The organism is Bacillus sp. FSL K6-3312, assembly GCF_038007485.1.
Lineage (GTDB): Bacteria > Bacillota > Bacilli > Bacillales > Bacillaceae > Bacillus > Bacillus pumilus.
In genome coordinates this window covers 2,771,136-2,797,584 of record NZ_JBBOXI010000001.1, presented here as the reverse complement: position 1 = coordinate 2,797,584, position 26,449 = coordinate 2,771,136, and the positions used below count along the sequence as shown (strand labels likewise).

At 42.2% G+C, this 26,449-nt stretch carries 27 protein-coding genes and 2 other annotated features; of the genes, 23 read left to right on the top strand and 4 right to left on the bottom strand.

Going from position 1 to position 26,449, the window contains the following annotated elements; all coding sequences use genetic code 11:
* Positions 1-110 precede the first annotated feature (110 nt).
* The 8 genes from MHI11_RS14645 (at position 111) to MHI11_RS14610 (ending at position 8,404) form a co-directional block, all read left to right on the top strand.
* Positions 111-497 carry a hypothetical protein gene (locus MHI11_RS14645; protein WP_044140645.1) on the top strand — a complete coding sequence of 129 codons (387 nt, stop codon included), beginning with the start codon at positions 111-113 and terminating at the stop codon, positions 495-497.
* Between the two features lie 4 nt (positions 498-501).
* Complete coding sequence (nrdR, locus tag MHI11_RS14640; protein ID WP_003216720.1) at positions 502-960, top strand: transcriptional regulator NrdR; 459 nt, start codon at positions 502-504, stop codon at positions 958-960.
* Positions 961-1,062: 102 nt separating this feature from the next.
* On the top strand, positions 1,063-2,487 hold the full coding sequence (locus MHI11_RS14635) for a replication initiation and membrane attachment family protein (protein WP_340912501.1): 1,425 nt from the start codon (positions 1,063-1,065) through the stop codon (positions 2,485-2,487).
* Positions 2,488-2,504: 17 nt separating this feature from the next.
* Positions 2,505-3,434 (top strand): primosomal protein DnaI, encoded by a 930-nt coding sequence (gene dnaI / locus MHI11_RS14630; protein ID WP_340961334.1) that lies wholly within the window; start codon positions 2,505-2,507, stop codon positions 3,432-3,434.
* Positions 3,435-3,467: 33 nt separating this feature from the next.
* Entirely contained in the window at positions 3,468-4,106 is a 639-nt protein-coding gene (locus MHI11_RS14625; RefSeq protein ID WP_044140648.1) for a TVP38/TMEM64 family protein, read from the top strand.
* A gap of 60 nt (positions 4,107-4,166) precedes the next feature.
* Entirely contained in the window at positions 4,167-5,036 is an 870-nt protein-coding gene (gene ytxC / locus MHI11_RS14620; RefSeq protein WP_185107115.1) for a putative sporulation protein YtxC, read from the top strand.
* Between the two features lie 43 nt (positions 5,037-5,079).
* Positions 5,080-5,327: a binding site (T-box leader), on the top strand.
* 45 nt (positions 5,328-5,372) lie between these two features.
* Positions 5,373-7,313: a threonine--tRNA ligase gene (gene thrS / locus MHI11_RS14615; protein ID WP_185107113.1), complete on the top strand. Its 1,941-nt coding sequence runs from the start codon at positions 5,373-5,375 to the stop codon at positions 7,311-7,313.
* A 170-nt stretch (positions 7,314-7,483) separates the two neighbouring features.
* On the top strand, positions 7,484-8,404 hold the full coding sequence (locus tag MHI11_RS14610) for a methyl-accepting chemotaxis protein (protein WP_185107111.1): 921 nt from the start codon (positions 7,484-7,486) through the stop codon (positions 8,402-8,404).
* A 53-nt stretch (positions 8,405-8,457) separates the two neighbouring features.
* Here MHI11_RS14610 and MHI11_RS14605 read toward each other — a convergent pair whose 3' ends face one another.
* On the bottom strand, positions 8,458-9,237 hold the full coding sequence (locus tag MHI11_RS14605) for an HAD family hydrolase (protein ID WP_061409040.1): 780 nt from the start codon (positions 9,235-9,237) through the stop codon (positions 8,458-8,460).
* 176 nt (positions 9,238-9,413) lie between these two features.
* On the opposite strand from MHI11_RS14605, the gene MHI11_RS14600 reads away from it, so the two are divergent.
* The 8 genes from MHI11_RS14600 (at position 9,414) to MHI11_RS14565 (ending at position 14,990) form a co-directional block, all read left to right on the top strand.
* The gene (locus MHI11_RS14600; RefSeq protein WP_340961329.1) at positions 9,414-11,171 is read left to right on the top strand and encodes a sensor histidine kinase; all 1,758 of its coding nucleotides are present in this window, start codon (positions 9,414-9,416) and stop codon (positions 11,169-11,171) included.
* Positions 11,168-11,905: a LytR/AlgR family response regulator transcription factor gene (locus MHI11_RS14595; RefSeq protein WP_340961327.1), complete on the top strand. Its 738-nt coding sequence runs from the start codon at positions 11,168-11,170 to the stop codon at positions 11,903-11,905. The genes MHI11_RS14600 and MHI11_RS14595 overlap by 4 nt, the downstream gene beginning before the upstream one ends.
* Before the next feature lie 137 nt (positions 11,906-12,042).
* Positions 12,043-12,486, top strand: coding sequence for an antiholin-like murein hydrolase modulator LrgA (gene lrgA, locus MHI11_RS14590; RefSeq protein ID WP_003216712.1), 444 nt, complete (start codon positions 12,043-12,045; stop codon positions 12,484-12,486).
* 14 nt (positions 12,487-12,500) lie between these two features.
* Positions 12,501-13,196: an antiholin-like protein LrgB gene (lrgB, locus tag MHI11_RS14585; protein WP_170966027.1), complete on the top strand. Its 696-nt coding sequence runs from the start codon at positions 12,501-12,503 to the stop codon at positions 13,194-13,196.
* 129 nt (positions 13,197-13,325) lie between these two features.
* Positions 13,326-13,457: a sequence feature (ribosomal protein L20 leader region), on the top strand.
* A gap of 71 nt (positions 13,458-13,528) precedes the next feature.
* Positions 13,529-14,044 carry a translation initiation factor IF-3 gene (infC, locus tag MHI11_RS14580; RefSeq protein ID WP_034620611.1) on the top strand — a complete coding sequence of 172 codons (516 nt, stop codon included), beginning with the start codon at positions 13,529-13,531 and terminating at the stop codon, positions 14,042-14,044.
* 24 nt (positions 14,045-14,068) lie between these two features.
* Positions 14,069-14,269 (top strand): 50S ribosomal protein L35, encoded by a 201-nt coding sequence (gene rpmI / locus MHI11_RS14575; RefSeq protein WP_003216324.1) that lies wholly within the window; start codon positions 14,069-14,071, stop codon positions 14,267-14,269.
* A 31-nt stretch (positions 14,270-14,300) separates the two neighbouring features.
* The gene (rplT, locus tag MHI11_RS14570) at positions 14,301-14,660 is read left to right on the top strand and encodes a 50S ribosomal protein L20 (RefSeq protein WP_003216409.1); all 360 of its coding nucleotides are present in this window, start codon (positions 14,301-14,303) and stop codon (positions 14,658-14,660) included.
* 63 nt (positions 14,661-14,723) lie between these two features.
* Positions 14,724-14,990, top strand: coding sequence for a DUF1294 domain-containing protein (locus MHI11_RS14565; protein WP_044139938.1), 267 nt, complete (start codon positions 14,724-14,726; stop codon positions 14,988-14,990).
* A 17-nt stretch (positions 14,991-15,007) separates the two neighbouring features.
* Here the strand turns inward: MHI11_RS14565 and MHI11_RS14560 are convergent, their stop codons facing one another.
* Positions 15,008-15,412 carry a hypothetical protein gene (locus tag MHI11_RS14560; RefSeq protein WP_003216690.1) on the bottom strand — a complete coding sequence of 135 codons (405 nt, stop codon included), beginning with the start codon at positions 15,410-15,412 and terminating at the stop codon, positions 15,008-15,010.
* A gap of 179 nt (positions 15,413-15,591) precedes the next feature.
* Here MHI11_RS14560 and MHI11_RS14555 point away from each other — a divergent pair, with 179 nt between their 5' ends.
* The 3 genes from MHI11_RS14555 to cstA all read left to right on the top strand — a co-directional run bounded on the left by MHI11_RS14555 (position 15,592) and on the right by cstA (position 20,118).
* Complete coding sequence (locus MHI11_RS14555) at positions 15,592-16,680, top strand: M42 family metallopeptidase (RefSeq protein WP_050943605.1); 1,089 nt, start codon at positions 15,592-15,594, stop codon at positions 16,678-16,680.
* Positions 16,681-16,798: 118 nt separating this feature from the next.
* Positions 16,799-17,949, top strand: a protein-coding gene (locus MHI11_RS14550; protein ID WP_106030396.1) for an IS3 family transposase whose coding sequence is annotated in 2 segments (ribosomal slippage) — positions 16,799-17,072 and positions 17,072-17,949 — 1,152 coding nt in all. Because the reading frame shifts where the segments join, the coding sequence is not laid out codon by codon here.
* A gap of 372 nt (positions 17,950-18,321) precedes the next feature.
* The gene (cstA, locus tag MHI11_RS14545; RefSeq protein ID WP_340912477.1) at positions 18,322-20,118 is read left to right on the top strand and encodes a carbon starvation protein CstA; all 1,797 of its coding nucleotides are present in this window, start codon (positions 18,322-18,324) and stop codon (positions 20,116-20,118) included.
* Between the two features lie 41 nt (positions 20,119-20,159).
* On the opposite strand, the gene sspI is transcribed toward cstA, so the two are convergent.
* On the bottom strand, positions 20,160-20,381 hold the full coding sequence (sspI, locus tag MHI11_RS14540) for a small acid-soluble spore protein SspI (protein WP_003216243.1): 222 nt from the start codon (positions 20,379-20,381) through the stop codon (positions 20,160-20,162).
* A 113-nt stretch (positions 20,382-20,494) separates the two neighbouring features.
* Between sspI and MHI11_RS14535 the strand changes: the two genes are divergently transcribed.
* The 3 genes from MHI11_RS14535 to pheT all read left to right on the top strand — a co-directional run bounded on the left by MHI11_RS14535 (position 20,495) and on the right by pheT (position 25,079).
* Entirely contained in the window at positions 20,495-21,238 is a 744-nt protein-coding gene (locus MHI11_RS14535; RefSeq protein ID WP_065098565.1) for a TrmH family RNA methyltransferase, read from the top strand.
* Positions 21,239-21,614: 376 nt separating this feature from the next.
* Entirely contained in the window at positions 21,615-22,649 is a 1,035-nt protein-coding gene (pheS, locus tag MHI11_RS14530; RefSeq protein ID WP_044139943.1) for a phenylalanine--tRNA ligase subunit alpha, read from the top strand.
* A gap of 15 nt (positions 22,650-22,664) precedes the next feature.
* Positions 22,665-25,079 (top strand): phenylalanine--tRNA ligase subunit beta, encoded by a 2,415-nt coding sequence (pheT, locus tag MHI11_RS14525; RefSeq protein ID WP_065098564.1) that lies wholly within the window; start codon positions 22,665-22,667, stop codon positions 25,077-25,079.
* A gap of 38 nt (positions 25,080-25,117) precedes the next feature.
* Here pheT and rnhC read toward each other — a convergent pair whose 3' ends face one another.
* Complete coding sequence (gene rnhC, locus MHI11_RS14520; RefSeq protein ID WP_340961325.1) at positions 25,118-26,041, bottom strand: ribonuclease HIII; 924 nt, start codon at positions 26,039-26,041, stop codon at positions 25,118-25,120.
* A gap of 134 nt (positions 26,042-26,175) precedes the next feature.
* Here rnhC and zapA point away from each other — a divergent pair, with 134 nt between their 5' ends.
* A complete protein-coding gene (zapA, locus tag MHI11_RS14515) occupies positions 26,176-26,442 on the top strand; it encodes a cell division protein ZapA (RefSeq protein ID WP_044139945.1) in 267 nt (88 codons plus the stop codon).
* The last annotated feature ends 7 nt before the right edge of the window (positions 26,443-26,449 follow it).

Here is a 26,449-nt window from a genome sequence, read left to right as displayed (position 1 = left end):
TTGATAGACAAAATCCAACATTCCCCAACTTGCCTATACTTTTGTTCTAGGAAAACAAAGGTTTTTTTTATAAAATAAAGAAGAGGCATTATGGCAAAGGGGATACGTATATGACTTTAGGACAAAAGTTCAAACGGTTCATGTCAAACCATACAGAAACATCTGACGAGCATCCAGTGTCAGAACTGAAAAGCCATTACTACAAATCGACGAATGCGCAAGTTTTTCAAGCGCTTGAAGCCATGCTTTCTGGGCACGCTTCCTATCAAGTGACATCTGTTTCAGCAGAACGAGGTGAAATCAGCGCAAACATCAGTATGCCGAAAAAAGCCTTTCTCGTAGCGACTGTCATTTCAATTCGTCCTTTTGAAACAGCTGTCGATTTTAATGTGACAACAGAAACAGCCTTGCCAACAGATTTTGGCTATAGTGAGAAAACGGTTTTTTCCCTTTATGATGAACTAGACAAACAACTTCCAAGAATAGATCGGAGCTGATGAAATGAAATGTCCCACATGTCAGCACCTTGGCACAAGGGTGCTTGATTCAAGACCAGTAGATGAAGGGAAATCCATCCGTCGTAGAAGAGAGTGCGAAAGCTGCCAATATCGCTTTACGACGTTTGAGAAATTAGAAGAGTTACCACTGATTGTGGTGAAAAAAGAAGGAATTCGAGAAGAATTCAGCCGCGAAAAGATGCTGAGAGGACTCATTAAAGCATGTGAAAAGCGTCCTGTTGCTTTAAAGCAGCTGGAGGATGTCTGCTTTAATATCGAAAAAGAACTGCGTAATCAAGGCATGTCAGAAGTGAAAAGTGAGCTTGTAGGTGAAATGGTAATGGACGAGCTGGCAAAAATTGATGAAGTGTCTTACGTCAGGTTTGCCTCCGTTTACCGGCAGTTTAAAGATATCAACGTCTTTATTGATGAATTAAAAGATTTATTAAAGAAAGAACGCTAAAAAAGAGCTGAAGATTCTTCACGCTCTTTTTCCTGCGTAAAGCGTAAAACGTAAAAAGGGTGTACAATAGAAACAATTGCAATTCATGGGGAGGATCAGCATATGACAGAGCATTGGAAGGAAGTGCTAGCCGTCGATCCGTATGTCGTCAAAAGCGCTTCATTGCTCGGTGACATCGATAGACAGCTCATCACTCTTTTATATCAGCCGCTTATAGGCATGTCCGCTTTCAGCTTATATATGACGCTGTGGGGAGAGCTGGAACAAAATCGTATGTGGGGAAAACCCGCACCTCATCGGCAGCTCATGGTCATGCTGCAAACGAATTTGAATGATATTTTTGAGGAACGTTTAAAGCTTGAAGCGATTGGGTTACTCCGCACATATGAACAGGAAACGGAAGAAGGCAGACTGTTTACATATGAGCTTGTGCCGCCGCTAAGACCAGATGAGTTTTTCCAAGATGGTATGCTGAATGTCCTGCTGTACCATCGTGTAGAGAAAGCGAAATATATGCAGCTTCGTGATTATTTCTCATATCCTGGTGTTTCGGCAGAGGCAAAGAACATCTCGCGGTCGTTTGAAGAAGTCTTTCACGTATTGCAGCCAGGTGAACGCAGGATGACAGAAGAAATCAATCAGGCGTCATCACTTGATCAGGGCTATGAATATGTGACCGTTGGATCGAGTCAACCGGCTCCTCTCTCAGACGATTCTTTTGATTTCGATTTATTGTTAGCAGGCATGTCTGATATGATGATTCCAAGAAAGGCTTTGACAAAGCAGGTGAAAGAAACCATTAAGAAGTTAGCCGTTGTATACGGCATCACCCCGCTTCAAATGCAAAATATTGTAGCAGGCGCCTGCGGTTCGGATCAAATGATCTCAACAGAAGAGCTGAGAAAAGCAGCAAGAGACTGGTACCAAATTGAATACAGAGGCGAGCAGCCAAAACTCATTGATCAAAAACAGCCGAGACACTTGCGTCAAGATGCTTCAAAAGCGCCAGCGGCAGAAACGCCGGATGCCAAATTGATTGAAAAGCTTGATCATATTTCGCCTAGGGAGCTGCTAAAAGATATGGCTGACGGCATTGAGCCAACATATGCCGACTTAAGAATTGTCGAAGATATTATGCTTGAGCAGCAGCTAGAGCCAGGTGTCATGAACGTTTTGATCTACTATACATTACTGAAAACAGATATGAAGCTGTCGAAAACATATATGCAAAAAATCGCCGCTCATTGGGTGAGAAAGAAAATTAAAACCGTAGCGGCGGCCATGAAAATGGCCAAAGAAGAGAACAGGCAAATGACAGAGTGGGCGCAGCAGAAAAAGCAGCGCAGCACATACGGATCAGGGAAAGTTGTCCGTGAAGAGAAGCTTCCTGACTGGATGAAAGAAACCGAAACGAAAGAACAGCCGGCAAAAGAACAAACAGACAGCCTATCGACAGAAGACCTCGAACGAGAAAAAGAAAAACTGTTAGATCAGTTTAAAAATATGAAAAAGTACAATGCACATTAAGATGAGGTGAGATGAGGATGAAACCGATCGGTCGTTCATTTGAACAGCTAAAAGGGCGCGTAGATTTTCGTGTAAGATACAATCAGATTAAAGAAAGTGTACTATCTGATGAAAATGTAAAAGCCTTTTTACAGGAGCACCAAGAAGACATGCACGAAGACATGATCAATCGTAGCTTGAACCGGCTTTTTGAATATGTGCAGCAGTCGAAGGGCTGTTCATATTGCTTAGATGAAGAGAACGTCAATGCGATTTTAGACGGTTATCACCCGAAGCTTGTGATCAAAGGTCAGAGTATTGATATTGAATATTCCCCTTGTCCAGTCAAGCTGCGGCTCGATAGACAGAATAAACAGCAAGAACTCATGAAAAGCATGTACATTCCGCAAAATGTTCTTCAAGCGACGTTCGCTGATCTGAACGTTGTGGGAAGACAGGAAGTCATTCAAAAAGTAGGACAATTCCTGCAAAGCTATGATGAGACGGGCAAAGGGAAGGGCTTATATTTACACGGAAAGTTCGGAGTAGGAAAAACGTATATTCTGGCAGCCATTGCGCAGCAGTTAGCGGAGAAGGAATACCCATCTCTCCTTGTGTACGTGCCTGAATTTGTGAGAGAGCTAAAAAATTCGTTAGCCGATCACACACTAGAATCAAAACTGAACATGGTCAAATCCACTCCTATTTTAATGCTTGATGATATTGGGGCAGAGTCGATGACAAGCTGGGTTCGAGATGAACTACTCGGAACGATTTTACAATACCGTATGGCAGAGCAGCTGCCGACTTTCTTCTCTTCTAATTTCGCACCAAGTGAACTGAAGCATCACTTTACGTACTCACAGCGCGGGGAAAAAGAAGAGGTCAAAGCCGCTCGTTTAATGGAACGAATTCTCTATTTAGCAGAGGCAGTCTTGCTCGAAGGAGAAAACCGCCGTCATTTATAAAACCGTCTATCACCTGAAGGAGGAGCAAATGAAATGAACAAAAGAAAATGGCTGCTTTTTCTCGTGATTGCAGGTCTCGCTGTTTTACTTTGGTGGCTGAACAAACAGCATCTTCAGCTGGCGCCGAAAGATGTGAAGAATTGGGTGCTTCAATTTGGACTGCTGGCTCCCTTTGTTTTTCTTTTCTTATCTCTTTTTCGCCCGTTTGTTCTCGTCCCACTTACGGTCTTTTCGCTGGCAGCAGGTTTGGCATTCGGAAGTGTCCTTGGGACGATTTATGCCCTCGTTGGTGCTACTGCCGGGGCAACAGGCTCCTTCTTACTTGCTACAACCTTTCGTTCAAAAAAGAAGGATACAGAATCAAGCAGCCGGAAGCTGAGAGCGGTGACGTCCCGCATTCAGGAGCATGGGTTTCTTTACATTTTGTTATTGCGAATTGCCCCAATCCATTTTGACTTTGTCAGCTATGCGGCAGCAGCTTCACGTGCAAATTATCGTGCATTTACGGCAGCTACCTTTTTAGGCTTAATACCGGGTACAGTTGCATTAAATGTCCTTGGCTCAAGCTTTGTCAGCGGCAATTATGCCGCTTTAGCAATCGTTTGTTTGATTTATCTGATCTTTATCTCAGTTCCGCTCATTTTAAAAAGAAAGATGCCTGATTTATTTTAGGCGTCTATTTTTTATGTTCTCCCCATATATATGTAACAGATGTCGTTAGGGGGGACAAACATGCTTGAAATAATCTTTGAAGATGAATATGATACCGCCGCTTTTTTACATCTTGCTGAACACTTGGACAGTCGGCATCACATGTCAATTCAACAAGGGAAAGACCGGCTTCTCATAGAGGCGAAGGAATCAAAAGAAGGACTTGAGTCCATTGTGCGGCCATTACTAGTTCACTTTTTTTTGGAATGCAAAGAAAATGAGCGCATGCGCAGCATTCTTGAAAACACGTATTTATTTAAAGATCCTGAAGAGCAGCACCAAATTCTTTCAATTGCCCACAGCATCATGAATGGGGATTTAGATGATATTCCCGGCATTCATCAAGAACCGTCAAGAGAAGCCCTGTTAACAAAGGAGCTTGAGACCATTTCTTTACAGCAAGGTATTTTTTCAATTGGTTCATTTATGACATTCAGACTGTCAGAGTATGACAGGAGGCTGAAGAACTATGTTGAAGTCTCCATTGAAGAATACAAAATGGAACAAGAATATCAAAACTTTATTCAATCGCTTCGAGACTATGTGATGGCAAAAGAACCAAAGCTCGAAAAAGTACATGTTGTGCATCAGGATCGCCTGATGATTTGGGAATTTCGGTACGCTTCTGAGCGTGATCAAAAACAATACATAGACAGACAGTTTGTAAGAGAGCATCCAATGTATATTGATTCGCAGCTGATTGCACCACTCGTATCCATAGCGCCCAAAAAGATTGACCTGTTTACAAATGATACGGGTCACTCGATGGTACAGACCATTCAAAATATTTTTCAAGAAAGGGTCGAGGTATTCCCGGCTCATTCATTTCAAGAACACAATGTTCAATTTGTCCATGACCATTTGGGACAGAAAAGTGAAAAGCTTTCTTGATTTTCACGAAAAAACGTTTTATAATACGGTGTAACTTCATACAGAGACCGTATTGATAAGGACATGAACAAATGAATACCCGCTTAAAGAGAGGGAAGCCTTGGCTGAAAGCTTCCTAGCAGAGGACCATTTGCTTTACCACCTTTGAACATCAGCTGTGAACGTTTTAGTAATGGCTGACGGGAATTCCCGTTATCGAAACACAAGCCGTGTTTGCTTATGAAAAAGAAAGCTGCAAATACGGGAAAAAGGGTGGAACCACGATTCCGTTTATTCAACCTCGTCCCTTTCCAGGGGGCGGGGTTTTTATATTGCCAAAAAAAGGAGTGACCAGAGATGTCAGAACAAATTCAACTTACATTTCCAGATGGAGCAGTCAAGGAGTTTGACAAAACAGCTACAACAGAAGACATCGCGGCATCAATTAGCCCAGGCCTAAAGAAAAAAGCGCTTGCCGGTAAATTGAACGGTAAAGAAATAGATCTGCGTACGCCGCTACTAGAAAGTGGAACAATTGAGATCATCACAGATAAAAGTGATGAGGCACTCGATATTATGCGCCACAGCACAGCTCATTTGCTAGCACAGGCAATCAAACGCCTGTATGGAAAAGAGCATCACGTTCAGTTTGGCGTAGGTCCTGTGATTGAAAATGGCTTCTACTACGATGTGGACATCGATGTTGCCATCACACCTGAAGATTTACCAAAGATTGAAAAAGAAATGAAAAAAATCATTAACAGCAATCTGCCAATCGAGCGAATTGAAGTATCAAGAGAAGAAGCGAAAAAACGCTTTGAAGCGATTGGTGATCAATTAAAGCTTGAGCTGTTAGAAGCGATTCCAGAAGGTGAAGCTGTTACGATTTATGAGCAGGGTGAATTCTTTGACCTCTGCCGCGGCATTCACTTGCCATCAACAGGGAAAATCAAAGAGTTTAAGCTGTTAAGCCTTGCAGGTGCATACTGGAGAGGTGACAGCAACAATCAAATGCTTCAGCGTATTTACGGTACAGCTTTCTTCAGCAAAGATGATCTAAATGAGCACTTACGCCTGCTTGAAGAAGCGAAAGAACGCGATCACCGTAAACTAGGAAAAGAGCTAAAACTGTTTGCGAACTCTCAAAAGGTAGGTCAAGGTCTACCGCTGTGGCTGCCAAAAGGCGCAACGATCCGCCGCGTGATTGAGCGTTACATTGTCGATAAAGAAGTACGCCTTGGTTATGAGCATGTGTATACACCGGTTCTTGCAAATGTTGAATTGTATAAAACATCAGGGCACTGGGCGCATTATCAAGAAGACATGTTCCCTGTGATGGAAATGGACAACGAAGATCTTGTTCTTCGTCCGATGAACTGTCCTCACCATATGATGATTTACAAAAACGAGCCGCATAGCTATCGCGAATTGCCAATTCGTATTGCAGAGCTTGGTACAATGCACCGTTATGAAATGTCAGGTGCTTTATCTGGCCTTCAGCGTGTTCGCGGTATGACATTAAACGATGCACATATCTTTGTACGTCCAGATCAAATCAAAGACGAATTCATTCGTACAGTTCGCCTAATTGAAGAAGTGTATCAAGACTTTGGCTTGAATGACTACACATTCCGCTTATCTTACCGTGATCCAGAAGATACTGAGAAGTATTTCGACGATGATGCAATGTGGAATAAAGCGCAATCGATGCTAAAGGATGCAATGGACGAGCTTGGTCATGACTATTATGAGGCAGAAGGCGAAGCGGCATTTTATGGTCCGAAGCTTGACGTTCAAGTGAAGACAGCTCTTGGAAAAGAAGAGACACTGTCTACTGTACAGCTTGATTTCTTACTTCCAGAGCGCTTCGATCTCACATATATCGGAGAAGATGGCAAGCACCATCGTCCAGTCGTGATTCATAGAGGTGTTGTTTCTACAATGGAGCGTTTTGTTGCCTTCTTAATTGAAGAATACAAAGGAGCCCTTCCAACTTGGCTGGCACCTGTACAATTCCAAGTCATACCGGTTTCACCGTCTGTCCATTTAGACTATGCGAAAAAAGTACAAGAACGTTTGCAGCTTGAAGGTCTTCGTGTAGAGCTTGACAGCCGTGATGAAAAAATCGGATACAAGATTAGAGAAGCGCAAATGCAAAAGGTCCCATACATGCTAGTCGTCGGAGATCAAGAAGCAGAAAATGGCGCAGTCAATGTAAGAAAATACGGAGAGCAAGATTCAGAAACAATGGATCTTGAAGCCTTTGTGAAACATGCAGTAGCAGAAGCGAAAAAATAATCTTTTTCAAGCGAAGCAGCCAGTGATCTTTCTCTTTAGATCACTGGCTTTTTCTTTTTGGGGAAAATCCTCCACTAGTGATCCAGTCCCTTGAATGATACGTTTAGATAGTGCGAAAGTATGGGTAAGTATGTACTATTGGTTCGAGTTAAATTGGGGGAATGAAAGCGATGACGCAAACAACAAACACTTTATCATCACAAGTATTGGAGCGATCAGCAGTACTTCGTGCATTGGAACACTCACTGGCGATGATTGAATTTGATGTGACAGGTGAAGTCCTATGGGTCAATGATATTTTTGCAAAAGCCCTGGGATATTCAAAGCAAGAAATGATTGGTTTAAAACATAGACAGTTTTGTCCTCCTCATATTGCAGAACACGCAAGCTATCAAATGTTTTGGAAGCGTTTGAAAGAGGGGCAAGTCTTTCAGGAAAAGGTGCAGCGGACGACGAAAAATGGTGACAGCTTATGGCTTGAAGCGACATATACACCTGTCCGCAATGAAGAGGAACGCGTAGTGGGTGTTGTGAAAGTCGCAACAGACATAACAGAAAGAGAAAGCACGATGAAACAGGTCGTAGACGTTTTAAAGGAGATGTCTGCGAAATTAATGGAGCGAGCAGAAGTGGGCATCCAGCATAGTCAAAGAGTCAATGTCTCCTTTGATCATATAGCAAACGAAACAGATCAAAATATGAGCTTACTAGAAGGATTAACAGAGCAGGTAGAGTCCATCAGCTCCATTGCTACAACGATTAACAGTATTTCCTCACAAACCCAGCTCCTTGCATTAAATGCGGCGATCGAAGCAGCCCATGCAGGTTCCTATGGAAATGGCTTTAGTGTAGTGGCGGCAGAAATTCGAAAGCTTGCAACTAATTCAAAAGAAGCGATTGTCAAAGTAGATCAATATGTAAAGGCGATTCATGCAGAAGTAGAGAAGGTCAGCAGCGGAACGAGCCGGGCCAAGACAACCGTGTTTACAAATCGTGATCTTGTAAAGCAGGCAAGTGAGGAATTTATGAATGTAGGAGAAGCAGCCCGCAGCTTAGACAAGCAAGCGCAAAGTCTAGCGGTCATTGTGTAGTTTGAGCACACAAAAACACCCAATCTCGTCAGGAGAAGGGTGTTTTTTGTGTTCTATTTTAATATATCAAACAATTCATGTAAGTCTTTGATTTCATAATCTGGCGTTACATCTGTTTCATTCTTTTTGCCATGTCGATTGATCCAAACGGTTTGAATCCCGGCTCGAGATGCCCCAAGAATATCTGTTTTTGGATTATCTCCCACCATGATCACATCGTCTTTTGTTAGATTTAACAGCTGAAGGCAGTGCTCAAAGATGCCAGGGTCAGGTTTGCCTTTCCCGTAATCTCCTGAAATCACAATTTCATTAAAATAAGGCGCAAGCTCAGGAACACCTGCTAGTTTTTCTTTTTGAAGACTAGGATCTCCGTTTGTTAAAAGGAGCAATTCATAGCTGCCTTTCAGACGGTCTAAAACAGGGTACGTTTCTTCATAGACAAATGGGCGTTTTCTCCGCTCGGCTGCAAAAAAATCAGCCAAATATTGTCCAAATGCCTCATCGTCAATTCCTGCTTCTTTTAAGCCATTGGTCCAAGCGTTCTTGCGGTACTCAGGTGCAAGGGCATTCAATTTTTGAAAGCCTTCGCTAATCGGTTCACTAAAATTGGACCACAGTCCTTCGAAAGGATTAATTCCGATCATGACAGTATAATCATATGTTTCATAGGACGAATACAGCTTTCTTGCTTCTTCACGAACAATCTGTTCAAATGTTTCTGGATTCAGTCCATATTTTTTTTCCGCTTCGCGGCATGTTTCCTGAAAAGTGGTATGAATGCTTTTTTCATCCCAAAGCAAAGTATCATCTAAATCGAAAAATACGGCTTTCATGATCTTCTCCCTTGTTATGTATGTGTTACCTTCAATTGCAAGTGACGGCTCAAGTTCATTTTACAATAGAAGATGAGGGCAATAAAGAAAAGATTTGAGAGATATTTGAACATTGACCGCACATGATAGAATAGAAAGACAGTAAATAATACATACATCCAATTGAGGTGGCAGGTTTGCTTCATTTAATTATTATGATGATCGAGCGTGTTGGGATCATCGTTATTTTAGGGTTTGTGCTTGCCCATGTGAAGGGCTTTCGCAATCTATTGCTTCATAATGAAGGGTTTCGAAAAAAGGCAGTTCTTGTCTTTATTTTTGCTTCTTTTAGTATTATCAGCAATTACACAGGAATTGAAATCCAGCAGCAGATGGTCATGAATCATGAGTTTTCCTATCATCTCGGCTCGTCAAGCTCAATTGCCAATACGAGAATCATGGGAATCGAAATGGGCGGATTAATAGGAGGGCCATTTGTTGGCATTGGTGCAGGGCTTCTAGCTGGGATTCATCGCTATTCATTAGGAGGAAGCACGGCACTCAGCTGTGCGATTTCTTCGATTTTAGCCGGTGTGATTGCAGGCTATGTCGGCAGCAGGTTTAAGCGGAAGAATCGAATGGTGACACCTCGCCAAGCCGCACTTTTTGGTGTGGCAATGGAATCCTTGCAAATGATCATTATTCTTCTATTTGCAAGACCATTTGCTGATGCTTGGGGGCTTGTGAGTATCATTGCTTTGCCGATGATTTTTGTGAATGGAATTGGCAGCTTTATCTTTTTATCGATTTTACAGTCAGTCATTAGGCAAGAAGAGCAGGCAAAGGCGATGCAGACACACCGTGTATTTTCAATCGCCGATCAAACGCTGCCTTTCTTCCGCCAAGGGTTAAATGAACAGTCATGTAAAAGCGTGGCGGAGATCATTCATCGATTAACAGAAACAGATGCGGTCTCCTTAACCGATACAGAAAAGATTTTAGCGCATGTTGGAGATGGGACAGATCATCATATTCCATCGAAAAGCCTCATTACAGGGCTGTCTAAACAAGTATTGATGAGCGGCAAAATTATGAAGGCGCATTCGAAAGATGAAATCAATTGTTCAGTCACCCATTGCCCGCTTCAAGCGGCGATTGTGCTGCCCCTCACCTCCAATGGTCAAACGATCGGAACGTTAAAAATGTATTTCAATTCTCCGGTCGGATTAAGCAGGGTGGAAGAGGAGCTTGCAGAAGGCCTGGCAATGCTGTTTTCCACACAGCTTGAGCTTGGGGAGGCAGAAACCCAAAGCCGTCTGCTAAAAGATGCAGAGATCAAAGCGCTTCAAGCGCAAGTGAATCCGCACTTTTTATTTAACGCCATTAATACCATCTCTGTCTTGTGTAGAACGAACGTAGAGATGGCTAGGAAGCTGCTGCTGCAACTGAGTATTTATTTTCGATCCAATTTGCAAGGCGCTCGCCAGCTGCTCATTCCACTTCATAAAGAAATTCAGCATGTAGAAGCATATTTGTCACTTGAACAAGCAAGGTTTCCAAATAAATACCATGTGACCTTTCAAATTGAAAAGGTGCTGGAGCAGGTGATGATTCCGCCATTTGTGCTTCAGGTGCTTGTTGAAAATGCAGTGAGACACGCTTTTCCTAAACATCAAACGAGCTGTGAAGTCATCGTATCCGCTGTGATGAAAGATGGGCATGTCAATATGAAAGTGACGGATAATGGACAGGGAATCGAGAATGACAAGATGGCTCAGCTATTAAAAGCGCCTGTTGAATCCAAAGAAGGAACAGGTACGGCTCTTTTTAATTTAGATCAGCGGTTAAGAGGGATTTTTGGCAGACAAGCCGCTTTATCCATTCATAGCGGTCAAGGCACTGACATCTCATTTCGCATTCCAATGGACTATGTAAAAAAGGATGATTTTCGTTGATAAACGTATTAATCGTAGATGATGAAGTGTTAGCAAGAGATGAATTAAAATACTTATTACGCAGAACGAAAGAGGATGTTCAAATAGAGGAAGCAGAAAATATAGAATCTGCTTTTGACCGGATGGTGGATCATAAGCCGGACCTGCTCTTTTTAGACATTGATTTATCAGGTGAAAATGGATTTGATATTGCCAAAAGGCTCAACCGGATGTCTGATCCGCCAGCGATTGTATTTGCGACAGCATTTGATCAGTATGCGCTGAAGGCGTTTGAGGTCAGTGCGCTTGATTATTTAACAAAACCATTTGATGAAGAACGGCTTTTGCAAACGATCCAAAAGTTTAAAAAGTGGAAATCTGTTGAGACGCAAGACCACCAGCTGTCAGATGAGAAAATCCCCCATCAGCAAAAACTAGCCATTTCAGTTGATGACTCAATTGTCATTCTGAAAGTAGAAGAGATCATGTATGTAGGGCTCAGTGAGGGGAAAAAGGTCGTGAAAACAAAGGATCACATGTATGAGGTCACAGAACCGCTTGTGGTCATTGAAAAGAAACTGCCTGAGGCTTACTTTATGAGGGTTCATCGAAGCTATATCGTGAACACCTCTCATATGAAAGAAGTACAGCCGTGGTTTAATTCGACGTATAATCTGCATATGACAGACGGGTCGATTATTCCTGTCAGCCGTACTTACGCCAAAGAACTAAAGAAGTCGCTCCTGCTAGAGTAGGACGGCTTTTTTTATTTGTATTTCAATACTCGTTTTCTGCATTTCATTCATTGAATTCGGCGAGTTTGATTGTAAACGCTTCATTCATTTATTTCATTCCGTATACTGAGGGCAGTCGAAGAAAGAGGTGAAGGGGCATGAGTGCCACTAAAGTATATGGATTTCTATCTCAAGCATTTATCTTTGCAACCGTAATGTTCGTTTCTAATCTCATTTCAATGTATTTACCAATTCCGATGCCTGCATCTGTGATTGGTCTGGTTCTATTATTTGTTTTGCTGACAACGAAAATCGTCAAACTGGAGCAAGTGGAGCAATTAGGTACATCATTGACAGGGCTCATTAGCTTTCTATTTGTTCCCTCTGGTATCTCGGTTATTCAATCACTAGGTGTCATGCAAGAAGTAGGTGTGCAAGTCGTCGGTGTCATTATCATTGCAACGATTATGTTACTAGCAGCGACAGGGCTATTCACGCAGCTTCTCATGCAATTATCAGACAAACCACAGAAACGTAAAGAGACAAAGGAGAGCAAATCGACTCCTTCTCATTCTAATAAACCAGCTTCAAGTACGCATTAAAGGAGAGATGCAGGATGGGTACAAGTACGATGAGTCCTTATTTTGGTATAGTCGTCTCATTGGTCGCCTTTGGAATCGGTACATTCTTATTTAAAAAATCAAAAGGCTTCTTCTTATTCACACCACTTTTTGTGGCCATGGTGTTAGGCATTTTATTTTTAAAAATTGGCGGTTTTTCCTATGCAGATTATAATGAGGGCGGCAAGATTATCAAGTTTTTCTTAGAGCCTGCGACGATCGCTTTCGCTATTCCGCTTTATAAGCAGCGCGCATTGCTTAAAAAATATTGGTGGCAGATTTTATCCGCTATTTTTGTAGGATCACTTTGCTCCATTACAATTGTGTATGTCGTAGCAAAAGGAATTCATCTTGATGCGGCTGTAATGAAAAGTATGCTCCCGCAGGCAGCGACGACAGCGATTGCTCTTCCGATTGCAAAGGATATTGGCGGAATTGCAGATATCACAGCCTTTGCGGTCATATTTAATGCAGTCATTGTGTATGCACTAGGTGCTTTCTTCTTAAAATGGTTTCGAATTAAAAATCCAGTGGCAAAAGGGCTTGCACTCGGTACATCAGGACATGCACTTGGCGTCTCTGTTGGGATTGAGATGGGAGAAGTAGAAGCGGCCATGGCAAGTATCGCCGTTGTGGTCGTAGGAGTTGTGACCGTCATTGTCATCCCAATCTTTATGCAATTCATTCTTTGATGGCGTCATTGTTTTGAAAAAGCCTTGCCCAATTCGATTAATCATGCTAAAATAAAAAAGTTGTTTCAAGAGTTCGCTTACTTGACGGACAAATGAAAATTGTGTAGAATTATTAACGAATTGAATAGATATCACAAGCAGAAGCACCCGCTTCTCACCTGATTGACACGTGTTTGTAGTTGACAGGTTGACCGTACATTTATTTTTTCATGCAAATGTTCGCAGTGTGGGTGTTTTATATGCCCACACTTTTTGTTTGCCTGTAAAACATACAACGAAATGGTCAAAATGAATTGTGAACTCAATTCAAAATCTCATGGAGGTGGCTCACTATTAGCAAAGATCAATTAGTTAATGAAGGTATTCGTGCGCGTGAAGTTCGTTTGATCGGACAAAATGGCGATCAGCTGGGGATTAAAACCCGCCAGGAAGCTCTGGAGATAGCTACTAAAGCCAATCTTGACCTTGTGTTAGTTGCTGCAAATGCAAAACCACCTGTTTGCCGAATCATGGACTATGGTAAGTTCCGATTTGAACAGCAGAAGAAGGATAAAGAGGCACGTAAGAATCAAAAAATCATTAGCTTAAAAGAAGTTCGGTTGAGCCCGACAATTGATGAACATGATTTTAACACGAAGCTCCGTAATGCAATCAAATTCCTTGAAAAGGGCGATAAAGTGAAAGCTTCTATCCGCTTTAAAGGGCGTGCGATTACGCATAAAGAAATCGGACAGCGCGTGTTAGACCGTTTCTCTGAAGCTTGCGCTGAAGTAGCAACAGTAGAAACAAAACCTAAGATGGACGGACGTAGCATGTTCCTCATGCTTGCACCAAAAGTCGAAAAGTAAAGTAACAGAGGGAGGAAATATCCAATGCCAAAAATGAAAACTCACCGCGGATCTGCTAAACGTTTCAAAAAAACAGGTTCTGGTAAACTTAAACGTTCTCATGCGTACACAAGTCACCTGTTCGCTAACAAATCTACAAAGCAAAAACGTAAATTGCGTAAGAGCGCAATCGTAAGTGCTGGAGATTTCAAACGTATCAAACAACAACTTGCAAACATCAAGTAATTTGGAATAGGAATCATAGGAGGGAATTACAATGCCAAGAGTAAAAGGCGGAACTGTGTCGCGTCAGCGTCGTAAAAAGGTTCTTAAATTAGCAAAAGGTTATTTCGGTTCAAAACATAGATTATACAAAGTAGCAAACCAACAGGTGATGAAATCTGGAAACTACGCTTTCCGTGACCGTCGTCAGAAAAAACGTGACTTCCGTAAACTATGGATCACTCGTATCAATGCTGCAGCTCGTATGAACGGTCTTTCTTACAGCCGTTTAATGCATGGCCTAAAGCTTTCTGGTATCGAAGTAAACCGCAAAATGCTTGCTGACCTTGCTGTGAATGATTTAAGTGCATTCAATCAGCTTGCTGATGCTGCAAAAGCACAACTAGACAAGTAAGTCATATAAAAGATCATTCCGTCGAGGGATGATCTTTTTTGCTCATCATGTGAGGTGAAATGAATGAATATCGCGTTGATTGTGCTGCTCATCTTGGTAAATGGCTATGGTTTCTTTCTCATGGGAGAGGACAAGCGCCGGGCAAAAGCGCATAAATGGAGAATTTCAGAGGCGCACTTATGGAGTGCTGCCGTGCTTTTTGGGGCTTTCGGATCGTATCTAGGGATGCAGTATTTCCGTCATAAAACAAAGCATCCTGCCTTTCAAATTGGCATGCCAGTGTTAATCATGGTGCAGTTGATCATATTAGGATATATCAAGTTCATCTGAAAAAGGAGCAGACGCCATCAAGACGGCGTGTCTGCTCCTTTTTTTTGTTTGATTTTTTTAATGGGCTGATCCCAATCAATTTTTGTTTGAGGATAACGTTCGATAATGTTTTCCTCCAATTTTTCAAAGTCTTCTAATGTAAATTCACTTAGCTTCTCAGGTGACTCCGTCCAAACGTAAATGGAGTGGACAAATAGAGGATGATCCTTAGACGGAACATGCTTCTCCCCTTCAAACAAGACACCTTTATAGACGAAATTAAAATTTTTACGTGCATTTTGTTGTTCGTCCATAAAATAAAAGCCTTCTTTTAATTGTGCTTGTTTCAGCTTTCTTCTCGGATTTGAGAAGAATTTTACCGCCATGTAGAAGATGTAGACAAGCAGTGCAACAAGAGCTAGTCTAATGAGGATTACAAACATGACAGGATGCACCTCCAATACCGTTATCTGATATACTACGAATGAAAAGGCCAAAAGGTTTCAACTTTTTTTAAAAAAATATTTCGTAAAACGAAAAAATATTCATAAAAAGATCGTATTGAACGAAAAAGGTTTTGTATAATAAGAATGCACCATGAAGATAAAGGAGGATATATGGAATGACAAAGCTAGATCAAACATTAACTATGCTGAAAGACCTAACGGATGCAAAAGGGATTCCAGGAAATGAACGTGATGTCAAAAAAGTCATGCAGACATACATAGAATCATATGCAGATGAAGTCTCTAGTGACCGCCTTGGCAGCTTAATCGCTAAGAAGGAAGGAAACGCAAACGGACCTAAAATTATGCTTGCTGGTCACTTAGATGAAGTAGGATTCATGGTGACAAAAATTGATGACAAAGGCTACATTCGCTTCCAAACTGTCGGCGGATGGTGGTCACAGGTCATGCTCGCGCAGCGTGTGACCATTGTAACGAAAAAGGGAGACATTACAGGTGTGATTGGCTCAAAGCCGCCGCACGTCTTGTCACCTGAAGCTCGAAAAAAATCGATTGAGATCACAGATATGTTTATTGATATCGGTGCATCAAGCAAAGAACAGGCAATGGAGTGGGGCGTTCTGCCTGGAGATCAAATCGTCCCTTATTTTGAGTTTACAGTGATGAATGATGAAAAAATGCTCCTTGCAAAAGCATGGGACAACCGTATCGGCTGTGCAGTTGCGATTGATGTCATGAAGAACTTACACAATACTCAGCATGAGAATATTGCTTACAGTGTTGCAACTGTACAAGAGGAAGTTGGCCTGCGCGGGGCTAAAACAGCAGCGGCTACAATCCAGCCTGATATTGGATTTGCCATTGATGTTGGTGTAGCAGGAGACACGCCGGGCATTACTGAAAAAGAAGCAACAAGCAAACTTGGCAAAGGGCCAACGATTGTTGTATTTGATGCTTCGATGGTATCTCATAAAGGGCTTCGGGATTTTGTTGTCCAAACAGCGGACGAATTGAACATTCCTTACCAATACGACTCCATGCCTGGCGGCGGGACAGATGCTGGCGGTATCCATTTAACAGGTCATGGTGTGCCATCACTATCGATCGGGATACCAAGCAGATATATTCATACCCATGCAGCGATGATTCACCGAGATGATTATGAAAATGCAGTGAAGCTTTTAACAGAAGTGATCAAAAGACTTGATCAAAAAACGGTTGAGCAGATCACGTACGGTTCTTAAGTAAGAAAGCCTTTCCTCAGTATGGAACTGACCCCATAAGATGAGACAAATAAAAAACACCTTCAAGTTTGAAAATGGATCGTTGTGATCCGAAATAAAACATGGAGGTGTTTTTTCGATGGGGACAAGAGTGAGTTATCCGGTTGAAGTCAAACAGAAGGCTGTAGAAATGAGATTGGCAGGCGTACCTATGAAAGAGATCATGCAGAAATTGAATATCAAGAATAAGACGCAGGTTCAGACATGGGTGAGGTGGCATAAGGCTGGGGATACACACCGGTTCGAACAGCCTGTTGGAAAACAATATACCTATGGAAAGGGTCCCGAGTACTCTTCCGAATTAGAGAGACTGCAGGCAGAAAATCGCTATTTGAGTCAACAGAATGAAGTTTTAAAAAAGTACAACGAATTGGAAAGGAAGTTGATAAGGAAACGTCAATCAAACTGGTAGAAGAATTGTGCAAAACGATGACAGTACAGGACATCTGTGTCCATTTAGGCATCTTACGTACTTCGTATTATAGATGGAAAAAGGATTTGACTCAGAATCATTCTAAAAGACAACTAGAGAAACAGGTCGGCACGTTGTGCCGAAAGCACAAATATCGATATGGTTATCGAAAAATCACAGCCATACTAAAAAGAAGAATGCGTATTAACCATAAAACTGTTCAACGTATCATGCAGAAAAACCAGTGGCAATGCCGGGTTAAAATGAAAAAGCGTAAGAAGAATGGGCAGCCCTATGCCGTGGCCGGTAATATATTGGATCGGAACTTTCAGTCTGATCGCCCTCTTGAAAAACTAGTAACGGACATCACGTATTTGCCTTATGGACAGAAACAATTGTACCTTTCCAGTATCTTGGATTTATATAATGGAGAAGTGATTGCTTTTACGATTGGTGATAAGCAGGACACAGACTTTATCTTAAACACACTTAATCAGCTCCCAGCACTGCCTGAGAATTGCGTGTTACATAGCGATCAAGGTTCTGTGTATACATCTTACGAGTATCAGAAAGCTGTTCATATAAAAGGCATTACCATGAGCATGTCCCGTAAAGGGACGCCCGCTGATAATGCCTCCATCGAATCGTTTCATTCCTCACTAAAGTCTGAAACGTTCTATCTTAACAGGATTGACCGCACTACGACCAGCATCGTAGAACGCACTGTCAAAGAATACATTTATTATTATAACAACATTCGTATTCAAACGAAACTAAACAACCAATCACCGATAAACTATCGGCAATTGGCTGTATAAAGGTGTTTTGATCCCTGTCTCAAAAACGGGGGTCAGTCCCGTATAGGGGAAGGGCTTTTTTTATTTCATTGAATTTCCCAGGAAATGAACTGTCATTTTAAGTTACGCCAAAAGAACTGTTTTTGGCAGAAGAAGAAAAAATATTCTAGTGAATAAGGCACATGTGATCTGGCTTTTATTTTTGTAAGATGAAAGCAATAAAAAGGACAGAGCCTAAAGAATCCCTGTCAAAAGAGAGTTTATGGAAGTAGGTGAAGCTACCTTAAGAATAAACACATTATTCTTATTTGTCAACTTGGTTTTAAAAGAGAGGAAAATAAATCAATTTATGTTATATTTGTAACAAATTGTTTGTGCAAAGGGGAAGGTTAAATGAATGCGATTACAATTGTCATAGCATCTATGTGTATTTTAGCGATTGCCTATCGTCTTTATGGCACATTTATGATGGTCAAGGTCTTAAAGGTGACAGACGATCATCCTACACCAGCTCACACATTAGAAGACGGGAAGGATTATGTGCCAACTAATAAATGGGTCACATTTGGGCATCACTTTGCTGCGATTGCAGCTGCCGGCCCATTAGTGGGTCCGATTTTAGCCGCACAATTCGGGTATTTACCGGGTCTCCTTTGGCTGTTAATTGGCGCAGTGATTGGCGGAGCTGTACATGATCTTGTCGTCTTATTTGCGTCGATGCGAAAAAAGGGGAAATCGTTATCAGAGGTAGCGAAGGAAGAGCTAGGACCTGTCGCAGGATTTTGTACAGGGCTTGCAATGCTGTTTATCATTACGATCACAATGGCAGGTTTGTCTATGGTTGTGCTTCATGCGTTAGAACGTAATCCTTGGGGGACATTTGCAGTCGGAATCACGATTCCAATTGCGATGGGGGTTGGTCTTTATTATAAAAGGACAGGCAATTTAAAACAGGCCACAACTGCGGGATTTATTTTGCTGATGGTTGGCGTATTCCTTGGGCCGAATATTCAAGGAACGGCACTTGGCGATCTTTTAACACTTGATACAAAAACGCTTGCTCTTGCCTTGCCGGTCTACGCTTTTTTTGCTGCGGCATTGCCGGTTTGGCTGCTGCTCGCACCGAGGGATTATTTAAGCAGCTTTATGAAAATAGGTGTTTTTATCGCATTGATTGCTGGAATCTTTGTCGTCAATCCAACGATTCAATTCCCAGCCTTTACGGAGTTTGTGAATGGAGGAGGTCCTGTTTTAGCTGGTCCTGTCTGGCCTTTTATTTCGATTACCATTGCTTGCGGGGCCATATCTGGTTTCCACGCATTTGTTGGATCTGGGACAACGCCTAAGATGCTTGACCGCTGGAGTGATATGAAGCCTGTCGCTTTTGGCGCAATGCTAGTAGAATGTCTAGTTGGAATTATGGCGTTAATTGCCGCTACGGCTCTTCATCCAGGCGATTATTTTGCGATAAACAGTACGCCAGAAGTGTTCAGAACACTCGGGATGAGTGTCGAGAACCTTCCACAGCTGAGTAAGGAAATTGGTCTTGATTTAGAAGGAAGAACGGGTGGAGCTGTGACATTAGCTGTAGGGATGGCGTATATCTTTACGGGAATTCCGTTCTTTGGTCATTTGGCGTCTTATTTTTTCCAATTCGTCATTATGTTTGAAGCTGTTTTTATTTTAACCGCTATTGATGCAGGGACACGTGTGGCACGTTATTTAATTCAAGACTTCTTTGGCGAAGCTTATAAACCGCTTAAACGAAATGACTGGGTCCCTGGGTCGGTGTTCGCAAGTGCGCTTGCTTGTTTTATGTGGGGCTACTTGCTTTACTCTGGAGACATCGGGTCCATTTGGGCGCTGTTTGGGGTGTCAAACCAGTTAATGGCATCGGTCGGTCTCATCATCGGAGCAACCGTTGTATTAAAAATTGCAGATAAAAGGCGATATATGCTGACTTGTTTAATTCCACTTGCTTACTTATATGTGACAGTGAATTATGCGGGCTATTGGATGGTAGCAAATGTATACCTTAATCCCGAGGCATCAGGTTACAGCGTGCTGAATGCGGTGCTATCAATCATTATGTTGATCTTAGGATTTGTGATTATTGTGTTTGCGATTAAAAAATGGGTCGACATTTGGCGTGATCCAGCGCTTCGGATGGAAACACCGATCACTGGCTAAATGAAAAAGCCGGTTTGCTTATGATAGCAAACCGGCTTCTTTTATTGCTGCTGATGAGGCTTTAAGCCTTGCTCTAATGTTTCAAGAATCTCATTTTTCTCGTTTTCTGATGCTTCTTGCCATAGCACTTCGAACAACACGCCAAGGCCTGGCAGCATTTTTTCCTCACCGCTTTGAATGGCATCTAAAATCGTATGCTCAAGCTGCTCTTGATTATGGCCAGTGATGTTTTGAATGACTGCGCCTCTTAAATTAAAATCCATTGCCCACACTCCTTTTTTGATGGTAATAGCCCTATTCTGTCTCAAAGACAGGTTTATTATGTAGTGTGCATGAGATATAATAAATTCATGATATTTAAAGGAGTTAAAGTCGCTTGAAATATATAGAATCTGCTAAAAACACAAACATTAAACAGTGGAAAAAGCTCCATACGAAAAAAGAACGAACGAAAACGGGACTGTTTCTCGTGGAGGGAATCCACTTAGTGGAAGAAGCATTGAAGAGCGGAGTTGTGAAAGAATTAATGGTCACATCGCCTGATAAGCTTCCTTCTCATATTGATCCGGACATTGAACTTTATGAACTGAGCGAGGAAGCCTTTTCTGCCATGACCGAAACGGAAACGCCTCAGCACATCGCGGCAGTTTGTACAGTTCCTGTATTTGAAAAAAAGAAGTATGAACGACTTCTTCTATTAGATGCAGTGCAGGACCCAGGGAATCTAGGCACACTCATTCGGACAGCAGATGCCGCTGGACTTGATGCTGTGATCTTAGGCGATGGAACAGTTGATGCGTTTAACGGAAAAACGCTCCGTTCCGCACAAGGGTCGCATTTCCACCTGCCCATTTTAAAGCAAAGCCTTCAGCAGACCATACCAGTATGTAAGGAGCAAGGCATTCCTGTATATGGAAGTGCTCTAAACAATGCGAAAGCGTATAGAAGCGTAACGGCAGAAGGTTCGTTTGCATTAATTGTGGGCAATGAAGGTGCGGGTATAAACCCAGAGATTCTGCAAATGACAGACCACAATTTATATGTGCCAATGTATGGACAGGCAGAATCATTAAATGTGGCTGTTGCAGCAGCTGTTCTTGTCTATCATTTGCGTGGATAGTGTTGCATCATGCGCTCATTTTCACTATAATGAAACTAATATTTTAAAAACCATGATAGAGGAAGATTGTTTCAAAGAGCGGCCTGATAGGGAGAATGCATCGTAGACTGAAAGTGCATTTAAGGAATGCTGAAACAGGAATTCACCTCTGGAGTTGTCACCGGGACCGCAAGTTTTGCGTAAAGGTGAACCGGATTCGTTTGATTCCGTTATGTCAATGAAGCTTATTCGCACATGTATTTGTGCTTAACAAGGGTGGTACCGCGACCACAACTCGTCCCTTCTTTTTTAGAGGGACGGGTTTTTTTATTGTCTTCAAACGATCAAACAGCCGTTTATCCAGACGGTTTTGTATATCAAAAGGAGGATTACACTCATGCAAGAAACGTTAAAACAGCTTGAATTAGAAGCGATAGCAAAGGTTGAAGCAGCTAGCTCGCTCAAAGAAGTCAATGACATTCGTGTTCAATATTTAGGGAAAAAAGGGCCGATCACAGAGGTGCTTCGCGGAATGGGCAAGCTGTCCGCAGAAGAAAGACCAAAAATGGGCGCACTCGCAAACGAAGTGAGAGAGCAGATTGCTGGTGCTATTGCTGAAAAAAATGAACAGCTGGAAAAAGAAGAAGTGAAGAAGAAACTTGCGTCTCAAACGATCGATGTTACATTGCCAGCAAGCCCAATCAAAATAGGGGCAAGACATCCATTAACGATTGTTGTCGAAGATATTGAAGATTTATTTATTGGTATGGGCTATACCGTTGAGGAAGGTCCTGAGGTCGAAACGGATTATTATAACTTTGAAGCGCTGAATCTTCCAAAGGAGCATCCGGCACGTGATATGCAGGACAGCTTCTATATTACCGAGGATACACTACTCAGAACACAAACGTCACCAGTTCAAGCACGTACACTTGAAAAATATAAAGGACAAGGTCCTGTGAAGATCATCTGCCCTGGGAAAGTATATAGACGAGACAGTGATGACGCGACTCATTCACATCAATTCATGCAGATTGAAGGGCTTGTTGTCGATCACAATATTAGTATGAGTGATCTAAAAGGTACGCTAGAGACAGTGGCGAGAAAAATGTTTGGTGAAGATCGTGAAATTAGACTGCGTCCAAGCTTTTTCCCATTCACAGAACCATCTGTCGAAGTGGATGTGTCTTGCTTTAAATGCGGAGGAAAAGGCTGTTCTGTATGTAAAGGAACAGGTTGGATTGAAATTTTAGGAGCTGGGATGGTTCATCCAAATGTCCTGAAGATGAGCGGATTTGATCCAGAAACTTACCAAGGCTTTGCTTTTGGAATGGGTGTTGAACGGATTGCAATGCTCAAATACGGCATTGATGATATTCGCCATTTCTACACAAATGATATTAGATTCACAAAGCAATTCAAGCAGGACTAAGAGGAGGAAATCAACATGTTTGTTTCATATAAATGGTTAGAAGACTATGTCGATTTAGAAGGCATTCAGCCGGATGAATTAGCAGAAAAAATCACAAGAAGCGGAATTGAAGTGGAAGCCGTTGAATATAAAGGCGAAGGCATTAAAGGAGTTGTCGTTGGACACGTCGTGGAGCGAGAACAGCACCCGAATGCCGACAAATTAAACAAATGTCTCGTGGATATCGGAGAAGACGAACCGGTTCAAATTATTTGCGGAGCTCCGAATGTGGATAAAGGACAATATGTGGCTGTCGCAACGGTTGGCGCAGTCCTTCCTGGGAACTTTAAAATTAAAAAAGCAAAGCTGCGCGGCGAAGAGTCTCATGGCATGATTTGTTCTCTGCAAGAATTAGGTGTCGAAAGCAAACTCGTACCAAAGGAATATGCAGAAGGTATTTTTGTTTTCCCAAATGACGTCAAACCCGGAGATGATGCCCTTCAGGCACTTCAATTAGACGATGCGGTACTTGAGCTTGGCTTAACGCCAAACCGTGCGGATGCCCTGAATATGCTAGGTGTCGCCTATGAGGTTGCAGCCATCTTAGGGAAAGACATCAAACTTCCTGATACAGCACATAACACGTCTTCAGAAAAAGCAGCAGACTATATTTCGGTGAAAATTGAGGATCAAGAAGCGAATCCACTTTATGCAGCGAAGATCATTAAAAATGTAAAGATTGGACCAGCACCGCTTTGGATTCAAACAAGATTGATGAATGCAGGCATTCGCCCAATTAACAACGTCGTCGATATTACGAACTTTGTACTGCTTGAATACGGTCAGCCGCTTCATGCGTTTGATTATGACCGCTTTGGTTCAAAGCAAGTGGTCGTACGTAAAGCGACTGATAACGAAAGCATTCAAACACTTGATGAGCAAGAACGTACACTTTCATCAAAGCATCTTGTGATCACTAACGGAACGAAAGCGCACGCTGTCGCAGGCGTCATGGGCGGTCTTGAATCAGAGGTGCGTGATGAAACGACAACGATTCTTTTAGAAGCGGCATATTTCAACGGTCAAACAGTCCGTCAAGCATCTAGAGACTTGGGGCTTCGCAGTGAATCAAGCACACGATTTGAAAAAGGACTTGATCCGCAGCGTACGAAGTCTGCAGCCGAAAGAGCAGCGCAATTGATCAGCATCTATGCAGGCGGTGAAGTGCTAAGCGGGACTGTGGAGGAAAACCACCTTGAAACAAGTATGAATGTCATCCACGTATCCACTGAGCGTGTGAACAAGGTGCTTGGCATGAGCATTTCAAAAGAAGATATGATTCAAATCTTCAACAAACTGGGCTTTACAGTGGGCGAATCAAATGACGTTCTTGTCGTAACCGTTCCTTCTCGTAGAATGGATATCACGATTGAAGAAGATCTCATTGAAGAAGTTGCGAGATTATACGGCTACGATAATATCCCGTCTACACTGCCTGCGACAGCTGGTACAGTTGGCGGTCTCACGTCATACCAAGTGAAGCGCAGAAAGGTGAGACGCTTCTTAGAAGGCGCAGGTCTTTCTCAAGCGATCACGTATTCATTGACAAATCAGCATAAGTCTACAGCTTTTGCACTGAATCCAGCTTATAAAACGAGACTTTCCCTGCCAATGAGTGAAGAACGAAGTGTGCTTAGACAAAGTCTTCTGCCAAACTTACTTGATTCTGTTGCATATAACTTGGCAAGACAAGCTGATTCATTTGGTTTTTATGAAACGGGTTCTGTGTTCTTAGCAGAAGCTGAAGGAGCAAAACCGTTGGAAAAAGAGCATGTCGCTGGTGCACTGACAGGCTTATGGCATAAAAATCTTTGGCAGGGCGAGAAAAAAGCCGTCGATTTTTATGTAGCGAAAGGAATTGCAGAAGGTCTATTTGAAAAGCTTGGTGTATCAGACCAAATCACATATGTTCAAGCAGAGCGTGAGGGTCTTCACCCAGGTCGAACAGCAGATGTTCATTTAAATGGAAAAGTCATTGGGTTTGTTGCTGCACTTCATCCAGTCATTGAAAAGGAATTAGATTTAAAAGAAACATATGTCTTCGAGTTTGATTTAACAGATGTGATGACGTCTGAATTGAAGGATATGAAATATACAGCGATTCCGAGATTCCCTGCTGTGACAAGAGATATTGCACTTGTTGTAGATCAGAATATCTCAAGCGGACAGCTGGAGCGCGTCATCTATGAGGCAGGCGGGGATTTACTGACAGACCTATCCGTCTTTGATGTGTATGAAGGTGAACATATGGAAGAAGGCAAAAAATCTGTTGCATTCTCTCTCCAATATCTAAATCCGGAACAAACATTGACAGAGGAAGAAGTCACGGCTGTTCATACAAAAGTATTGAAAGCATTAGAAGATACGTATCAAGCCGTCTTGCGCGGTTAAAGAAAAAAGAGCTAAGGCCATATGGGCCTAGCTCTTTTTTATAGCCATTTTTTCGCTTTTTGTGTGTTGGCAAAATGCAGTTTTGTAAATTGACGTAAAGCCTCTTCGCCGTGCAGCTTGATGAGCTTTGCAGCCGCCTTGTCCACATGAGGACCGGCTCCTTTTGGGATGTCAAACCCAGCTGCTTTAGATAACTTATCCATTTCAATTAAAAAAGCGTACCTTGCAATAATGGAAGCCGCAGCAACTGACAGATGAATGCCTTCTGCTTTTGTGCTAAAGTACGTCCGCTCCCGAATGATTTTTTTCCCAGCAAGATGCTTGAAATAAATGCCCGGTTCTGCAAATTGGTCAATCAAAATAGCTTCAGGCTGCTTCCCGTCTAATTTCTCTAGCACAGAAGTGATGACTTGGTTATGAAGGAGCGCCTTCATTTTCCCTTGGCTCATGCCCTTTTCCTGCATCGCATTGTACTTTTCATTTCGGAGCACGAGAAGGCTGAACGGAATGGTTTTGATGAGATCTTTGGCAATGTTGATAATTTGCGGGTCTTTTAGGCCTTTTGAGTCTTTTACGCCAAACTCTTTCATGAGAGCAAGCTGGCTGGCATCAACATAGGCGGCACAGACCGTTATCGGTCCAAAATAATCACCTGTTCCTACTTCATCTGAACCGATGACGGACATAGAAGCAATCCCTGACGGCGGACTATATTTTGTGACAGCCGGTGTTTTTGGGCTCTTCGTATCAGCTGCTTTTAAATGGCTGAATTGACGGGCTTCAGCTTCTGCCTTTTGTCCTTGAAACAGCACTTTTCCAGATCGATAGGCTGTAATCGTACAGCCAGGAACCTTGGCTTGAAAAAGGGCGCCTGGTGGTAACGTATCAGTTAAGTGGTGCGCATACGCGCTCTTCATTTTTTTAAGGTCTTCTGATGTTGCTTTTAAGACGGATTGGGGCACAGTGGATAACTCCTTTTTACCTTGATATCATTGATTTCTAAAGTGTACCATAACAGGGAAGGGCTCGTCTTTCCATTCAATGTCTAAACATGTTATGATAGAGACTAGGATTCTCGTGGAATGGAGGAGAAACGTTGTCTGACGGCGGTAAAACGAAAACAACAAAAACAACAGTTGAGATTTACGGACAGTCCTTTACGATCATCGGTCAAGAAACGAAGATGCATATGCGACACGTTGCTTCAATTGTTGATGATAAAATGAGAGAAATAAATGAAAAAAACCCATACCTTGATATAAACAAACTAGCTGTACTGACAGCAGTCAATGTCGTCCACGACTACATGAAATTAAAAGAGCAATACGAAAAACTAGAGATTCAGCTTAAAGAAAAGGAATGAAATTACC

Coding starts and splice junctions, on each gene's coding strand:
- MHI11_RS14555 (WP_050943605.1), top strand. CDS start 15,592: ATGACAAAGCTAGATCAAACATTAACTATGCTGAAAGACCTAACGGAT.
- MHI11_RS14565 (WP_044139938.1), top strand. CDS start 14,724: ATGAATATCGCGTTGATTGTGCTGCTCATCTTGGTAAATGGCTATGGT.
- MHI11_RS14625 (WP_044140648.1), top strand. CDS start 3,468: ATGAACAAAAGAAAATGGCTGCTTTTTCTCGTGATTGCAGGTCTCGCT.
- lrgB (WP_170966027.1), top strand. CDS start 12,501: ATGGGTACAAGTACGATGAGTCCTTATTTTGGTATAGTCGTCTCATTG.
- cstA (WP_340912477.1), top strand. CDS start 18,322: ATGAATGCGATTACAATTGTCATAGCATCTATGTGTATTTTAGCGATT.
- sspI (WP_003216243.1), bottom strand. CDS start 20,381: ATGGATTTTAATTTAAGAGGCGCAGTCATTCAAAACATCACTGGCCAT.
- thrS (WP_185107113.1), top strand. CDS start 5,373: ATGTCAGAACAAATTCAACTTACATTTCCAGATGGAGCAGTCAAGGAG.
- rpmI (WP_003216324.1), top strand. CDS start 14,069: ATGCCAAAAATGAAAACTCACCGCGGATCTGCTAAACGTTTCAAAAAA.
- ytxC (WP_185107115.1), top strand. CDS start 4,167: ATGCTTGAAATAATCTTTGAAGATGAATATGATACCGCCGCTTTTTTA.
- rplT (WP_003216409.1), top strand. CDS start 14,301: ATGCCAAGAGTAAAAGGCGGAACTGTGTCGCGTCAGCGTCGTAAAAAG.
- MHI11_RS14645 (WP_044140645.1), top strand. CDS start 111: ATGACTTTAGGACAAAAGTTCAAACGGTTCATGTCAAACCATACAGAA.
- lrgA (WP_003216712.1), top strand. CDS start 12,043: ATGAGTGCCACTAAAGTATATGGATTTCTATCTCAAGCATTTATCTTT.
- pheT (WP_065098564.1), top strand. CDS start 22,665: ATGTTTGTTTCATATAAATGGTTAGAAGACTATGTCGATTTAGAAGGC.
- MHI11_RS14605 (WP_061409040.1), bottom strand. CDS start 9,237: ATGAAAGCCGTATTTTTCGATTTAGATGATACTTTGCTTTGGGATGAA.
- nrdR (WP_003216720.1), top strand. CDS start 502: ATGAAATGTCCCACATGTCAGCACCTTGGCACAAGGGTGCTTGATTCA.
- MHI11_RS14635 (WP_340912501.1), top strand. CDS start 1,063: ATGACAGAGCATTGGAAGGAAGTGCTAGCCGTCGATCCGTATGTCGTC.
- MHI11_RS14610 (WP_185107111.1), top strand. CDS start 7,484: ATGACGCAAACAACAAACACTTTATCATCACAAGTATTGGAGCGATCA.
- pheS (WP_044139943.1), top strand. CDS start 21,615: ATGCAAGAAACGTTAAAACAGCTTGAATTAGAAGCGATAGCAAAGGTT.
- MHI11_RS14560 (WP_003216690.1), bottom strand. CDS start 15,412: ATGTTTGTAATCCTCATTAGACTAGCTCTTGTTGCACTGCTTGTCTAC.
- dnaI (WP_340961334.1), top strand. CDS start 2,505: ATGAAACCGATCGGTCGTTCATTTGAACAGCTAAAAGGGCGCGTAGAT.